Annotated in this window: 11 protein-coding genes; 6 read left to right on the top strand and 5 right to left on the bottom strand. The window is 53.8% G+C overall.

Going from position 1 to position 14,484, the window contains the following annotated elements; all coding sequences use genetic code 11:
* Position 1: 1 nt before the first annotated feature.
* Both tamB and tamA read right to left on the bottom strand, forming a co-directional pair.
* Positions 2-4,039 carry an autotransporter assembly complex protein TamB gene (tamB, locus tag DMB82_RS04345; protein WP_116162433.1) on the bottom strand — a complete coding sequence of 1,346 codons (4,038 nt, stop codon included), beginning with the start codon at positions 4,037-4,039 and terminating at the stop codon, positions 2-4.
* A complete protein-coding gene (tamA, locus tag DMB82_RS04340; protein ID WP_116155898.1) occupies positions 4,036-5,751 on the bottom strand; it encodes an autotransporter assembly complex protein TamA in 1,716 nt (571 codons plus the stop codon). The genes tamB and tamA overlap by 4 nt, the downstream gene beginning before the upstream one ends.
* Before the next feature lie 473 nt (positions 5,752-6,224).
* On the opposite strand from tamA, the gene msrA reads away from it, so the two are divergent.
* Both msrA and paeA read left to right on the top strand, forming a co-directional pair.
* Positions 6,225-6,863: a peptide-methionine (S)-S-oxide reductase MsrA gene (gene msrA / locus DMB82_RS04335; RefSeq protein ID WP_102117474.1), complete on the top strand. Its 639-nt coding sequence runs from the start codon at positions 6,225-6,227 to the stop codon at positions 6,861-6,863.
* Positions 6,864-7,034: 171 nt separating this feature from the next.
* Positions 7,035-8,360, top strand: a complete 1,326-nt coding sequence (gene paeA / locus DMB82_RS04330) for a polyamine export protein PaeA (RefSeq protein WP_102117473.1) — start codon at positions 7,035-7,037, stop codon at positions 8,358-8,360.
* Between the two features lie 59 nt (positions 8,361-8,419).
* Here paeA and DMB82_RS04325 read toward each other — a convergent pair whose 3' ends face one another.
* Positions 8,420-8,626, bottom strand: coding sequence for a DUF1107 domain-containing protein (locus tag DMB82_RS04325; protein WP_005974755.1), 207 nt, complete (start codon positions 8,624-8,626; stop codon positions 8,420-8,422).
* 348 nt (positions 8,627-8,974) lie between these two features.
* Between DMB82_RS04325 and DMB82_RS04320 the strand changes: the two genes are divergently transcribed.
* On the top strand, positions 8,975-9,544 hold the full coding sequence (locus DMB82_RS04320; protein WP_116155888.1) for a YtfJ family protein: 570 nt from the start codon (positions 8,975-8,977) through the stop codon (positions 9,542-9,544).
* Between the two features lie 11 nt (positions 9,545-9,555).
* Here DMB82_RS04320 and cysQ read toward each other — a convergent pair whose 3' ends face one another.
* Entirely contained in the window at positions 9,556-10,296 is a 741-nt protein-coding gene (gene cysQ / locus DMB82_RS04315; RefSeq protein ID WP_116162435.1) for a 3'(2'),5'-bisphosphate nucleotidase CysQ, read from the bottom strand.
* A 212-nt stretch (positions 10,297-10,508) separates the two neighbouring features.
* Here cysQ and DMB82_RS04310 point away from each other — a divergent pair, with 212 nt between their 5' ends.
* Both DMB82_RS04310 and DMB82_RS04305 read left to right on the top strand, forming a co-directional pair.
* Positions 10,509-12,461: a bifunctional 2',3'-cyclic-nucleotide 2'-phosphodiesterase/3'-nucleotidase gene (locus DMB82_RS04310; RefSeq protein ID WP_116162437.1), complete on the top strand. Its 1,953-nt coding sequence runs from the start codon at positions 10,509-10,511 to the stop codon at positions 12,459-12,461.
* Between the two features lie 12 nt (positions 12,462-12,473).
* Complete coding sequence (locus DMB82_RS04305) at positions 12,474-13,028, top strand: flavodoxin family protein (RefSeq protein ID WP_116155885.1); 555 nt, start codon at positions 12,474-12,476, stop codon at positions 13,026-13,028.
* A 70-nt stretch (positions 13,029-13,098) separates the two neighbouring features.
* On the opposite strand, the gene DMB82_RS04300 is transcribed toward DMB82_RS04305, so the two are convergent.
* The gene (locus tag DMB82_RS04300) at positions 13,099-13,521 is read right to left on the bottom strand and encodes a DUF2502 domain-containing protein (protein WP_116155884.1); all 423 of its coding nucleotides are present in this window, start codon (positions 13,519-13,521) and stop codon (positions 13,099-13,101) included.
* Positions 13,522-13,749: 228 nt separating this feature from the next.
* On the opposite strand from DMB82_RS04300, the gene ytfE reads away from it, so the two are divergent.
* On the top strand, positions 13,750-14,415 hold the full coding sequence (gene ytfE, locus DMB82_RS04295; RefSeq protein WP_116162439.1) for an iron-sulfur cluster repair protein YtfE: 666 nt from the start codon (positions 13,750-13,752) through the stop codon (positions 14,413-14,415).
* The last annotated feature ends 69 nt before the right edge of the window (positions 14,416-14,484 follow it).

Below are 14,484 nucleotides of genomic sequence, written 5' to 3'. Positions count from 1 at the left end.
GCTAGAACTCAAACTGATAGAGCACATCTAATGCCTGGCTAATGCCAGACACCGCTTCCAAGTATAGCTTTGGCATCAGGCGATAACGCAGCGTTAACGTTGCCAAAGAATCAAATATGCCAACACCATATTTTACTTGCAGACCCGGAAGGACGTAGCCGCTGACGACAACTTGAGAATTATCGCCAACACCCTGTGTATCCAGAGCTAAATTACTTACGCCAAAGGCCTCGCCGATTTTACCCACAACTTGACCACTTTGTGCAACCCCTAAACCGACTAACATTGAGGTCATTGCCGAGCTATCTGCTCCGCCGCTGTCCAAACCCTGCCCACGCAGCAGATAAGAGAGCGCTTCCTGCTGTGACATGGCCGGATCGGAGAAGACTTCGAGCTTCGGTGTCGTGGCCATGCCGGTGACGCGCACGCCGGCAATGACGTCGTTCGCCGTGTTGTCTGGGTTACGAATAGCTTCGATATTCAAGATCGGCTGATCCGGCGGGCCGGAGAATAGGATCAGCCCTTTGCGGACGATCAGATCCTGTCCGTAGGCTTTAAAGCGGCCAGATGGAATGTCGATCTGGCCGTTCAGCCCTAATCCGCGCTCGTCCTGAACCATTTTCAGGTCACCCTGTAGGCGTGCCGCCAGCCCGAACGCATCCAGTTGCACATCATTACCAACACGGATCGTCAGGTTGCTGTTAATCGGAATCGCGGCGCTGGCTTTCTTCGGCGGCTGGCGCTGGGCATCCAGCATCACTTCATCCGATGACACCGCCACCGCACTTTCCGGCATGTCTTTAACCATAATGCGCGCCCACGGAATACTGACCGACCCGTTTAACGCGAACAACTGCGGCGTGGCCTCGAAGACCATATCCGGAGAGACATCCAGCCGCGCCATCGGCGGAATCGTCACGCGCAGCTTCTGGCCTTTCGCCGCAATGCGCGCACGCCAGGCATCAGGCTGCGACCAGTCCGCATTCCCACCGAGGTTCAACTGCCCGTTATCCGTTTTCAGGAAGCCTTGCAGCGTTGACGACATCCCATTGAAATTCACCGCCAGCCGCCCGTTGGTCAGATCGACCGGCATCCAGTTGCCGTCAATGTCCACCCGCTCCAGCACCATCTGGCCGAAGAGCTGAGGACGCGCCGCATTCCCTGCCAGACGCAGGTTCGCATTGAGTATCCCCGCCGCTTTTTCTCCTTTACTCAACGCAGGGTTGAGCAAGGCCAGTGAAATAGTGTTGATCGTGACGCTGCCGCCGAGATTGCGTCGACCCTGTGGATCTGTCACCTGAATATCACCGCTGAAGCGTCCGTTCTCTCGAATCGCCATCAGCCAGCCGAGCTGCGCCCGACCGCGGTCGAGCCCAGCATTCAACGTAAAGGTATCGAAATCAATCGGTAGCGTGTTGCCCCGCATCTGCTGGCGAACGCTGACGCCGTTACCCACCAGCGACACTTTCGCCTGCGGTAAACCTTGCCCCGCCTGCCAGCTGATATCCGCACCACCGGTGAACGTCCCGGCTAGCACCGTATCCGCCGTCAGGAAGGGTTTAAGCATGGCGAGATCGAAGCGGTTTAGTCGAATACTCGCCTGTCCGCTCGGTCCGGCTTCAATCGCTTTTGGTACACAAAGCTCTGCATTCGGATTCCGCCAGCAGTGCGTGCCGATGGTGATCTTTTGCTGCGCATTCAAGTAATCCAGCGCCATATCCTGCGTCAGACGCCATTCACCCACTGGCGTGTCGAAGCGGGTATTGTTCAACGTGCCGCGCCAGCGCTGTTCCTGACGATCGAAACTGCCCGAAAGTGCCAGTTGCCCCGCGACCGGTTCGCCCTGCATAGTCAACCGAAGCTGGTGCTGTTTCTCGTTACCGCCGGCATCCAGCGTCAGCAGCGCAATATTCAAGCCTTCTTGCTTCAGTGCTTCGAGGCGTACGGTCAGCTTGCCCTGAATCTGCTGCTCGGCGCGCACATCGCCTTCCACCCTCACACTGCTAATCGTCATCGCCTGCCAACGCAGTCCAGAAGCCGTGATATCCGCCAGCATCCGCGGTTCACGCAGATTGCCTCGGAGTTTGAGTGCGCCGATGGCGCGTCCTGCCAGACCGGGCAAGATGCCGTCCAACGACGGCGCATTAATGTCCGCATCCAACTGCCACTCGTCGCTCAGGTCGCCTTTGACGTTCAGTTGGTTGCGGCCTAACGCCAGATTCAGCGCTGGAATTGTCCACTGGCCCGCCGCGTTACCGCGCAGTTCGCCTCTGGCCGTGAGCTTATTCGCTTTCACGTTGCCGTCCAGACGCAATTCTGGCACCTGTAACTGCCAGCTACCGCCATAGATGCTGCCGCGCGTCGTAATCTTGCCGTCTACTTTAGCTGACCATTCAGGCCACTGTTTCGCCGTGTTAATCCCGTTCAGCACCAGCTCACTGCGCCAGCTTATGGCTTTGCTCCAGTCGATAAGCGCACTCAGATCGGCATTGCCCTGCAATGCTGCCAGCCGCAGGCGGCTCAGCGTAAACTGTTGCTCGCTGCCTTTACCATCGAGCAGCAGCGTTGCGGGAGGAATCTCCGCGCCGCTCAGATCGCCTCGCAGCGACAGCGCATAGTCGGTCGCTTTGCCGTTAAAACGCAGCTTGACGTTGTCAGCCTGATATTGCGTCGCGCCCGTCAACGGCCAGCGCACGCGTTCGGTTTGCAGCGTCAACGCCAGCGGCAGCCCGGCTTCCGCCAGTTGAGTTTGCAGATCCAACTGCGCACGCTGGGGCCCGGAGAGGTTCAGCGCCACATTCAACTGTTCGCGCAGGCCGCCATTGACCGATAGTTTCAGCGTTTCACCTTTAAGCGGATCGACATTCAGCACGCCGTTTGCTGTCAGCGAGACGGGCCAGCTATCGCTGAGTGTCGCTTCACCGCGCACATTCAATCCACCCTGTGGCGATTGCACGACCAGCTTGTCCAGACGCCAATGCTGTTGCTGGGTCGATGCCTGTACGAAAAGGTTATTAATCAAAATGTCCTGATCGCCCGTCAGCCGTAGCTGTTCACCGTGAATCTCGACAATATTCAGATCCAGAGGCAGCGTGAACTGCGGTAAATCAGGTAATAGCGGTTTGGAGAACAGCTCGCTAAGGCGTTCACCCAATGGCTGTTCAGGCACGGCAGGCTTGTCAGAATCATTATCTGCTTTGGATGTCGACGCCGTCGGTATCGGTGTCGTGGTGGTGGCTGCCGCGACGGTATTGTTTGCGGCCAGCGCGTTATCAATGTGAAGCGTTTGCGAGGAGCCTTGCTCGGCCGCATCACGCACGCTCTGCACCGTTTCTTTGACGACAGACGCCATTTCCGCCGCCGTCACTTTGCCATCTTCCAGCACATCGACGGGGGTCTTCGGCAAGGCCACCAGCAGCGCGCTGATTGTAGTCGGTAGCAGCGTCAACGCGCGCCCTTCCCACTGCATGCCGGTGCGGAACTCGCCCAGTGAAATCGCCGTATCATCCACGGTAACCTGAACGTTGCTGAGCGTTAACTGACGCAATGAAATCGGGAAGGGTGTTGAAATTTCCGTTACTGGCGTTGAAGGCGGCGGTGGTTCTGCCGCCACAGGCAAGGCTGTGGAATCCACAACCACATCAATGCGGTTTGCCGAGAGGTCATTGATGCACAGTTGACTTTTACGCAAGCAGCCCAGCGCGAGCGAGAGATGAAATTCATCGATCTTTACCGTCACGCCTGGCATTTCGTAGCTGACGTTTTTCAGCGTTAAATCACGCCAGCCGCCGCTCACGCTAGCAATGTCCAGCCCCGGCACCACGCGTGCGGCGGTATTCAGCAACAGATGCAGGCCCGGTGTGGTTCCCACCAGCAACCCTAGCCCAACAACGAGAAATAGTAAGAAGGCGACAAAACCCATGCCGACTCTTTTCCACCCGCGCCCTTTCCGCGCGGGCGTTGTCGGCGCGTTGTCGTGCGAGACGTTTTTTTCCGCTACCGGATCATGAGCTTTTTTTTCGTTTTTCTCATCCATCATAATTCAGGCCCCAGCGCGATATAGAACTGAACATCGTTCTTCTTCTCTGCATCGCCGATCGGCATAGCAACATCGAGTTTTACCGGACCAATCGGCGAGGCCCAGCGTACGCCAACGCCCGTGCCGGTCTTGAAGTTACTCCGTTTGATGTCATTCACTGCTTCACCTGAATCAACAAAAACTGCGCCCCACCATTTTCCCGTCACGTTGTATTGGTATTCGAGCGAGCCAGTCGCCAGCTTGGACGCACCTGTCAGTTTGCCGTCGCTGTCGCGCGGCGAAATAGATTTGTACTTATACCCACGAATGCTGCGATCGCCACCAGCAAAGAAACGCAGTGAAGGCGGGACGCGGGAGAAATTATTGGTTTCAATCCAGCCCAGATTGCCGCGCGCGACAAAGCGGTGTTTATCCGCCAGCGTACGAATCCAGACGTTTTGTGCCTGAACCACAGCAAAATCGATATCCGATCCCCAGGTGGTGTCGGAAATATCGATAGAATAACGTTGCGTATCGCCCCACACTGGCATCAGCCCGCCGCGTTGGCGAGTTCGGTTAATGCTGACGCCCGGATAGATCAGCATCGTGGTATCCGTCACGCTTGCTTGCGTAAAGTGGTCGAGGCTCCAGCGCAGGTTAATCGCCCGTTGCCAGCCACTGGAGAGATCCCAGTAGCGCGCCACGTTCAGCGTGGTGCCATCGGATTTAGTATCGTTGAGATCTTCGCGTTTGAAACCACCTTGTAGCAGGTAATACTGCTCGAGTGGGTTCTTCAGCAAGGGGATTTTGTAGCTAAAATCGAGTGATTGCTCCGGCGCGGACACGCTCAGGCTGCTTTCCAGACTGTGGCCCCGTGAATTCACCCAAGGCTTATTCCAGGTCGTTTTAAAGCGGGGGCCAACATCCGTGGCATAGCCAACACCGGTTTCAATCCGGTTACGGGTTCGCGGCGTCACCACGGCTTCCAGCGGCAGCACCTTAGAACTTTTCGACTGGTCAAAATCAGGCGACACCACGACAGAGTTAAACCACCCTGTCGCAGAAAGACGGCGGTTTAACTCACCGAGATTTTCACTGGTGTAGGCATCGCCTTCATGAAACGGCACCAGATTTTGCAGGTAATCATCGCGGATTTGTGCGCCCTGAAAATGTACGGCGCCAAAGCGATAGCGTTCACCGCTATCAAAATCGATATCCCAAAACGCTTCTCTCTCTTCCCGCATCACGCCGAGCTGGCTTTGCTGGAAGCGCGCATCAAAATAGCCTTTGCGTAATGACAAACCGTTCAGCCCGCTTTTAAAGCGATCGAAATCACCGTGGTTCAATACTGAACCGATTTCGGGGCGATCGTCTTTAACTAGTTGTTGGTAGTCTTTATCGTCATGTGCACCACCGCGCAGGGTGATGTTCACCCCAGCAATTTTTACCGGTTCACCGGGAGTGACGGTGGCAATCAATACGGGTCGTCCGCCATTAACGGCAGGCCGGAATTCGAAACCAATCTGTGGATCGTAGTAGCCGAGCGCACGCAATCCCTGACGGATCGCTTCATCGACGCGTGAGCGGAAACGCCCGTCGGCATTGATCTCATCGGTCGCAATGGTAGATAAGCGTGCCCGTACATTTTTTTGTAACTGCCCTTCCAGCCCCATGACTTGCAGACGCACATTCGCCGCCAGGCACTCTGGGGCCAGCATCAGCAGCGCGCACATCAGGCCAAGAATCCGGTATCGTGGCGCCCCACAGCCAGCAAAGCTATTCTTTTGTACTGCTATGCCTTTTTGCTCGGTAACGCTTTTTTTTCCAATGAAACTTTTCGTTGAGATGAAAATAGTCACTGAGCTCCCTGATAAATCGGTCTGTCACCTAAAACCTTGTCGTCTAAAACCTATAGCATGGCTTTTATCACTTCGCCCACCGCATTGACGACCGTCGCGGTACGCTTACCGGACAATCCGCCACGCAGCGCCGAAATCTCCCACCAACTTTGCATGATGTTAGTGATAAATACTAATTTTTCAGCTTAAGAATAGATTTTCACCTAAAAATATCCGTAGGAGGCATTACAGATACACATTACCTTAACATTAAACACCATGAAGATATCAAGACAGCCACATGCTTCTTGGTTATGCTTTCCATGAAAACGGGTTATTTACCCAGTCTAGCTGGAGTTAACAACGTGATGAATTCAATTGATAAGACACGGCGGATTACGCAATCCGATGCTTTACCAGGGCGTTCCACCCCCATGCCAGTCGCCAGGCTGCATGTCGTTCATGAACATTCCATGACACATGTGCCAGACTCGATGTCCGTTGCGATTTTTGCGATGGGCTGCTTCTGGGGCGCAGAGCGTTTGTTCTGGCAACAGCCGGGGATCTATAGCACGGCGGCGGGTTACATTGGCGGTTACACGCCCAACCCGACCTACCGTGAAGTGTGCAGCGGGCAGACCGATCATGCCGAAGCGGTGCGTGTCGTTTTCGATCCCGCGGTGATCGACTACGAGCAACTGCTACAGCTGTTCTGGGAAAATCACGACCCCGCGCAGGGTATGCGTCAGGGCGGAGATATCGGCAGTCAGTACCGTTCTGCTATCTATACGCTCACGCCCGAACAGGAAAAGGCAGCGCAGGAAAGCCTTCAACGCTTTCAGCAGGCGATGAGGGAGAACGGTGACAACCGCGCCATCAGCACAGAAATAGAGTCTGCGGGTCCGTTCTATTACGCGGAAGACGAGCACCAGCAATACCTGTACAAGAACCCGAACGGCTACTGTGGATTAGGCGGCATCGGCATCTGTCTGCCTCCTCAGCGTTGACCACTGGCGGTAATTTCACCGCTCCTGCTATACTGCGTCCGAACCGGGCGGATCGTTGCCCGGTTATAGCCTTCAATAATGATCATAATGTGTTCACTTTACTGTGTTCACTTTTCTGAGAGTCGCTGTGCCACTTTCGGTTCATGCAAAAACTTACCTAAAGCAAAAACTATGTTAAACAGTCTATTACTGATTCTTTTTCTGATTGCCATCAGTGCGTTTTTCTCGATTTCCGAGATCTCGCTGGCGGCATCCCGTAAAATTAAACTCAAACTGATGGCCGATGAGGGAAACCTCAATGCCGATCTGGTGCTCAAGTTTCAGGAAACACCGGGCATCTTCTTTACCGTGATTCAAATTGGCGTCAACGCCGTCGCGATTCTGGCCGGTATCATCGGCGATGCGGCATTTTCCCCGACGTTTTCCCTACTGTTTGAACGCTTCATGTCACCCGAAGCCGCAGATAAAGTCAGTTTCATCTGCTCATTCGTACTCGTCACCAGTCTGTTTATTCTGTTTGGCGATCTCACCCCGAAACGCATTGGTATGATTGCGCCGGAAGCTGTTGCCGTACGCATAATCAACCCCATGCGCTTCGGTCTGTTACTTTTCCGCCCACTGGTTTGGGTATTTAACGGCCTGGCTAACGTCATTTTCCGCCTGCTCAAGCTGCCGATGGTGCGTAAAGATGACATCACATCCGATGATATTTACGCCGTGGTGGAAGCCGGTGCGTTGGCTGGCGTACTGCGTAAGCAGGAACATGAGCTTATTGAGAACGTGTTTGAGCTGGAATCCCGTACCGTGCCGTCTTCGATGACCTCACGCGAAAGCGTGGTCTATTTCGATCTGCGCGAGCAGGAAGACAGCATTAAGGAAAAGATCGCCCAGCAGCCGCATTCCAAATTTCTGGTTTGCGATGGCACGATCGATCAGATCGTCGGCTACGTGGATTCCAAAGACCTGCTGATTCGAGTGCTGGGAAACCAAAGCCTGACGCTCAGTAGCGGTGTACAGATTCGTCCCGCGCTGATCGTGCCGGATACGCTGACGCTGTCCGAAGCGTTAGAAAGCTTTAAAACCGCGGGCGAAGATTTCGCCGTTATTCTGAATGAATACGCGCTGATCGTCGGCATCATCACCCTTAACGACGTGATGACGACGCTCATGGGCGATCTCGTCGGTCAGGGAATGGAAGAACAGATTGTCGCGCGCGATGAAAATTCGTGGCTGGTTGAAGGCGGTACGCCAATAGAAGACGTGATGCGGGCGCTGAATATTGATGATTTCCCGCATTCTGGCAATTACGAAACCATCGGCGGCTTCATGATGTATACGCTGCGGAAAATCCCGAAACGTACCGATGCGGTGCGCTTCTCTGGCTATAAGTTTGAAGTGGTAGATATCGACAGCTACAAGATCGATCAGTTGCTGGTGACGCGTCTGGAAGATCGCCCGATTGTCTCATCAAGCGCGAAGATTGATAGCGACGATTAACCGCTAAAAGGCATGCATAAAAAACCAGAACGGCCCGCTACGGGCCGTTTCTTTATCACTCATCCCATCTCGGCCTGAAGCCGGATGACCTGGCGATTGACTTCGGACATCACCAGAAGATGCTGCTTATCCTGTTTCTTTGGCAATAGAATTTTGCCGTAGTCGAACTCAAAAGCACCAACCCCTTTTATGTACAGCCGCCCACGAAACAGGGTTTTCACATACTTGGCGACTTTCAAAGGATTGTAACGTTCGAAGATCCTCATCGTTTTACTCTCCCGTTTTATTTTTTACGCTCTCCCTTTCGCCAACATGGCTGAGGTTCTGGAGCGCTAATGAGATAACGGATACTGCTAGTTAGTACTGTAAAACGGCATTTAGTTCCCTCACTATTCAGTATTCTTAACTGCTTTTACAGATTTTTACAGAGTAGTGTTTAAGGAAACCCTTAGTCATCAGTATAAACCTTCAAAAATAAGGGTTTTGTGCACTCGGGCACAAACCGTTTTATCACGGAGCAGGACAGACCAGTTTCCTGAATCTACGCTTATTCCATAGCCTGATATTTCCCATATCTGACATCGCATCGGGCCACCCACATTGAAGGACATACCATGATAAAAATACGCCACCTGCTCCTCGCGCTCTCTATCACGCCTCTGCTGGGGCTCCCAGCCTTAGCCCATACGCTGGTGCTCAACCAATTGGTTCCACCGGTTGGCGTCGCAGACAAGGGAGAACTTCAGTACCTTAATAATCAGTTTAGTTATAAAAACTGGAACAGCGCGCAGTTGTCTGGAAAAGTGCGGGTGATACAACATATCGCTGGCCGCACCTCAGCCAAAGAGATGAACGATCCGCTCATCTCTGCACTGAAGGCCGCTAACCTACCGCATGATTATTACCAAACGACGACAATCGTGAATACCGACGATGCCATCATCGGCACCAGTATGTTTGTGCGCAGTAGCCTTGAAGACAACAAGAAAGCCTTTCCGTGGTCGCAGTTTATTGTCGATAGCAACGGCAACGTGCGGAAAACCTGGCAGCTCCAGCCAGAGAGCTCGGCTATCGCGGTGCTGGATAAACAGGGAAAAATCCGTTTCGTGAAGGATGGCGCATTGAGCGGACAGGAAGTGCAGCAGGTGATGTCCCTGCTGCGCCAGTTACTGGAAGAGAAATAGCGCTAAAGTAGTTAAAACAGGGAGACGCGAAAACCGGGGTTGAGGAAAGATTCACGCGGTGTGTAAGACAGAGTCTGCCCCTGCCAATCGTGAATCTGCGCCCCAGCCGCTACCGCCACCGCATGGCCCGCCGCCGTATCCCAAATGTTCGTCGGCCCGAAGCGTGGGTAAAGCTGCGCTTCGCCTTCCGCCACCAGACAAAATTTTAGCGATGACCCAATCGCCACCGTCTGGTGTTCACCCAGTTGGCTGAGATAATCCTTTAATTCGCTATCGGCATGAGAGCGGCTAACCACCACCAGCGGCGGATGCGCCTGCTTCACCGTAATTTTCCGACGCTGGCCGTTCTCTTCTTTCCAGGCTTTACCCTCCGCCGCGGAGTACATCACGCCCGTAACCGGTACATAAACCACGCCAAGTACGGCCTGACCGTTCTCGATCAGCGCAATATTCACCGTAAACTCGCCATTGCGGCTGAGGAACTCTTTGGTGCCATCCAACGGATCGACCAGCCAATAGCGCTGCCAGTGCCGGCGGATTTCCCACTCAGGCGGATCTTCTTCTGACAGCAAAGGAATATCAGGATACGCCGCAGCCAAGCCATCCTTAATGACCCGATGCGCCGCAAGATCGGCGGCGGTTACTGGCGAATCATCTTTCTTGTGCGCGACATCCACGGGATGCTGCCCGTCATAAACCTGCATAATGGCAGCACCAGCATCACGGGCCAGTTGGCAAATAGGTTCTAGCATGATCTACCTCGTCGTTATCGGTTACGCGACGATAGCGTAACGCAGACTTCATCTCTGTCATTCATTATACATCTGTGAGGCAATCTACGATTATTGCCATTATTGATGTCATCCTCAGCATTTAGAGACGATAATCACTTTAACTTCATCATGATATGAAAGACACCCCGATCGCCTCACGCGTCGACAATTACCGCACAAGGAGTTACGCAATGAAGCATTCACTGGCACTCAGCCTGCTTGCTACGCTGGTCGCCACGACCGTTCATGCCGCTACTGTTGATCTACGGGTATTGGAAACCACCGATCTGCACAGCAATATGATGGACTTCGACTATTACAAGGATACGCCAACCGATAAATTTGGTCTGGTGCGTACCGCCAGCCTGATTCACGCCGCGCGCGAACAAGCCACCAACAGCGTGCTGGTGGATAACGGCGATTTGATCCAGGGCAGCCCGTTAGGGGATTACATGGCGGCGAAGGGGCTGAAGGCAGGCGATGTACATCCGGTTTATCAGGCGATGAACACGCTGGATTATTCCGTCGGCAATATCGGTAACCACGAATTCAACTATGGCCTGGACTACCTGCACAAGGCGCTGTCCGGCGCGAAATTCCCTTATGTGAACGCCAACGTGCTGGATGCGAAAACGGGCAAACCGCTGTTTACGCCTTACCACATTGAAAACAAATTGGTCACCGACCGCGACGGTAAACAGCATACCCTGCGTATCGGCTATATTGGCTTCGTTCCGCCGCAGGTTATGGTATGGGATAAAGCTAATCTGACCGGAAAAGTTACCGTAGAAGACATCACGGAGAGTGCCAAAAAGTGGGTGCCTGAAATGCGCAAGCAAGGTGCCGATCTGGTGATTGTGATCCCTCACTCCGGCCTTTCTGCCGAGCCGTATAAAGCGATGGCGGAAAACTCTGTTTACTACCTCAGCCAAATTCCCGGTGTCGACGCGATCATGTTCGGCCATGCTCACGCGGTTTTCCCCAGCAATGACTTTGCGAACATCAAGGGCGCTGACATCAAACAGGGAACGCTCAACGGCGTGCCTGCGGTGATGCCAGGACAATGGGGTGACCACCTCGGTGTCGTCGATTTCACGCTGAATAACGACAGCGGCACATGGAAGGTGGAACAGGCGAAAACGGAAGCCAGACCGATCTATGACAAAGCGCAGAAGAAATCACTGGCAGCGGAAGACGACAAGCTGGTGAAGGTACTGTCCGATGCCCACCAAAATACGCGCGAGTTTGTCAGCAAACCGATCGGTAAATCCGCAGACAACATGTATAGCTACCTGTCGCTGATTCAGGACGATCCGACCGTGCAGATCGTCAATAATGCCCAGCGCGCCTATGTGGAACACTTTATTCAGGGCGATCCCGATCTGGCCGATCTGCCGGTACTTTCCGCCGCTGCGCCGTTTAAAGCTGGTGGACGTAAAAACGATCCAGCCAGCTATGTCGAAGTGGAAAAAGGCCAGCTCACGTTCCGTAACGCTGCCGATCTGTATCTCTACCCGAATACGCTGGTGGTGGTGAAAGTTAACGGGCAGCAGGTACAGGAGTGGCTGGAATGCTCTGCGGGTCAGTTCAAACAAATCGATCCAAGCAAGCGTGAACCGCAATCTCTGCTCAACTGGGACGGCTTCCGCACCTATAACTTCGACGTGATCGATGGCGTCAACTATCAGATTGATGTGACGCAACCTGCCCGCTACGACAGCGAATGCGCGTTAATCAACGATAAATCACACCGTATCAAAGCGCTGACGTTTAACGGCAAATCGATCGATCCCAAAGCGACCTTCCTGATCGCCACCAATAACTACCGCGCCTACGGCGAGAAATTTGCCGGTACGGGTGAGAAGTACGTGGCCTTCGCCTCACCGGATGAAAACCGCTCCGTTCTGGCGGCCTACATCAGCGCGGAAACGCAAAAATCGGGAGAAGTGAAACCGCAGGCCGATAACAACTGGCGTCTGGCACCTATCGTCAGCGATACGCCGCTGGATATCCGTTTTGAGACCTCACCGTCTGAGAAAGCTACGGCGTTTATCAAAGAGAAAGCGCAGTACCCGATGACGTCCGTCGGCAATGACGAAACGGGCTTTGCGGTTTATCGCCTCGACCTGCAACACGCTAAATAAAGAGGATAGGTTATGTCAAAAGCAGTCGTTATTTATCATTCAGGCTACGGCCACACCCAGCGTTTGGCTACTGCCGTTGCCGAAGGCGCTAACGCCGAGCTGATTGCCATCGATGCGGAAGGAAATATCAGCGATGCCGAGTGGGAGCAACTCACTGCCGCTGACGCCATTATTTTCGGTACACCGACCTACATGGGTGGCCCAACCTGGCAGTTCAAGAAATTCGCAGATGCCAGCTCTAAAGCCTGGTTCTCCCGCAGTTGGAGCAACAAAGTGTTTGGCGGCTTTACTAACAGCGCCAGCCTGAACGGCGACAAGCAGGTCACGCTGATTTATCTGCAAACGCTGGCTTCACAGCACGGCGGAATTTGGGTCAGCCTGAATCAACTGCCTTCCAATGCCAAAGCGGCAAAACGCGATGATTTGAATAACCTCGGTGGTTCTGTCGGTCTGCTGGCACAGACGCCGTCTGACGCCAGCGCAGATGAAGTGGTCGCGGGCGATCTGGCGACCGGTAAGCTGTATGGTCAGCGCGTTGCTGACATCGCCGCAAAACTGGCTAACTAGTTCAGCAACACACTCTACGTACCATTATCCAATTCACAAGCGCCGCCCTTTCGCGGCGCTTTTTTATCCGCTAGTCGCGAAACGATCCCCACCCATTGCGATAGTACCCATTCCCCCGCTCATGCCCGCGTCTGTCCCAATCACCGCGACGCGGCCCGCGATCGTCAACGTAGCGAGGGGGATCAAAGCGGCGCTTATCATAATCGCGCCTGTCGTGCTGACTCTCACGCCACCAGCGGGCATCGCGCCAGCGCCAACCATCCCAATAGTAACCGTGCTGATTACGTTCACCACGGTGGTAACCCCGGTGCTCCTGCCACCAGCGCTCGCTGCGCCAGTCATAGCCATCCCAGTAATTACCTCGTCTGTCACGCTCGCCGATATTCAACGTGACGCCGGGCATCAGATCGATGCTGGCACCCTTAGCCTCTGGCGCTGGCATGACCGCAAACATTCCTACAAACAGAGCACTGATGACGAGTGGCTTAAACATAGGGTAACTCCTTGCTCACCGCGACTGCGGCCTGACAGAGATATACGGGGAAATCCTCTGCACCACTATCAGATAAATACTTATTTTCATGATTTTACCGTTTTTAACGTTTTATCTACGAGTCAGCACAGCATGCTTTTTACCGCCTACCTCGTAAGCGGTATATTCAACGAATAAAGATGCATTTAAAATGCAATTTATAAACTGCATTCGTTGAGAGGCATCATCATGGCATACCGCGATCAATCCCTGGGTGAGCTGGCTACCGCTATTCCGCGCGCGACCAAACTCTTTCGTGAACTCAATCTGGACTTCTGCTGCGGCGGAAAGCAAACGCTCAGCCGCGCGGCGGGCAAAAAAGATCTCAATATCGACGAGCTGGAAGCACAACTAGAAAAACTGGCCGCGCAGCCTTCTGACGCGCGCGACTGGCGTGAAGCGCCGCTGGCCGACATTATTGCGTACATCATTCCCCGCTTTCACGATCGCCACCGCGAACAACTGCCAGAGCTGATTCTGATGGCAGAAAAAGTCGAGCGCGTGCATCACGATAAAGCCGACTGCCCGCACGGCCTCGCAAACCAACTGACCGCCATCTATAACGAGCTGTCTCAGCATATGATGAAAGAAGAACGCATCCTCTTCCCGATGATCAGTCAGGGAATGGGCGCGAATGCTGCCGCACCGATTTCAGTGATGGAGCATGAGCACGATGACGCTGGACGTGATGTGGAAGTGGTCAAAGAGCTGACCAACAGTGTCGTACCACCGGAAGGTGCCTGCAACACCTGGCGTGCACTGTATTCCGGTATCAACGAATTCATTACCGACCTGATGGAACACATCCATCTGGAAAACAATTTGCTGTTCCCACGCGCACTACGCGGTGAGTAATGTCGCTTCAATAAAAAAATAATTAAAAGCAATTAAGTAGAAACAAGAAAGGCGCTCAGTGAGCGCCTT

It is taken from the genome of Pectobacterium aquaticum, assembly GCF_003382565.3.
Taxonomy (GTDB): domain Bacteria; phylum Pseudomonadota; class Gammaproteobacteria; order Enterobacterales; family Enterobacteriaceae; genus Pectobacterium; species Pectobacterium aquaticum.
This window is presented reverse-complemented; position numbering and strand designations above follow the sequence as displayed.

What these genes read in the sequence shown, in the direction of transcription:
- DMB82_RS04320 (WP_116155888.1), top strand. Translation starts at nt 8,975, where the DNA reads ATGATAAAAATACGCCACCTGCTCCTCGCGCTCTCTATCACGCCTCTG.
- DMB82_RS04305 (WP_116155885.1), top strand. Translation starts at nt 12,474, where the DNA reads ATGTCAAAAGCAGTCGTTATTTATCATTCAGGCTACGGCCACACCCAG.
- DMB82_RS04310 (WP_116162437.1), top strand. Translation starts at nt 10,509, where the DNA reads ATGAAGCATTCACTGGCACTCAGCCTGCTTGCTACGCTGGTCGCCACG.
- DMB82_RS04300 (WP_116155884.1), bottom strand. Translation starts at nt 13,521, where the DNA reads ATGTTTAAGCCACTCGTCATCAGTGCTCTGTTTGTAGGAATGTTTGCG.
- tamB (WP_116162433.1), bottom strand. Translation starts at nt 4,039, where the DNA reads ATGATGGATGAGAAAAACGAAAAAAAAGCTCATGATCCGGTAGCGGAA.
- ytfE (WP_116162439.1), top strand. Translation starts at nt 13,750, where the DNA reads ATGGCATACCGCGATCAATCCCTGGGTGAGCTGGCTACCGCTATTCCG.
- msrA (WP_102117474.1), top strand. Translation starts at nt 6,225, where the DNA reads ATGAATTCAATTGATAAGACACGGCGGATTACGCAATCCGATGCTTTA.
- DMB82_RS04325 (WP_005974755.1), bottom strand. Translation starts at nt 8,626, where the DNA reads ATGAGGATCTTCGAACGTTACAATCCTTTGAAAGTCGCCAAGTATGTG.
- cysQ (WP_116162435.1), bottom strand. Translation starts at nt 10,296, where the DNA reads ATGCTAGAACCTATTTGCCAACTGGCCCGTGATGCTGGTGCTGCCATT.
- paeA (WP_102117473.1), top strand. Translation starts at nt 7,035, where the DNA reads ATGTTAAACAGTCTATTACTGATTCTTTTTCTGATTGCCATCAGTGCG.
- tamA (WP_116155898.1), bottom strand. Translation starts at nt 5,751, where the DNA reads ATGTGCGCGCTGCTGATGCTGGCCCCAGAGTGCCTGGCGGCGAATGTG.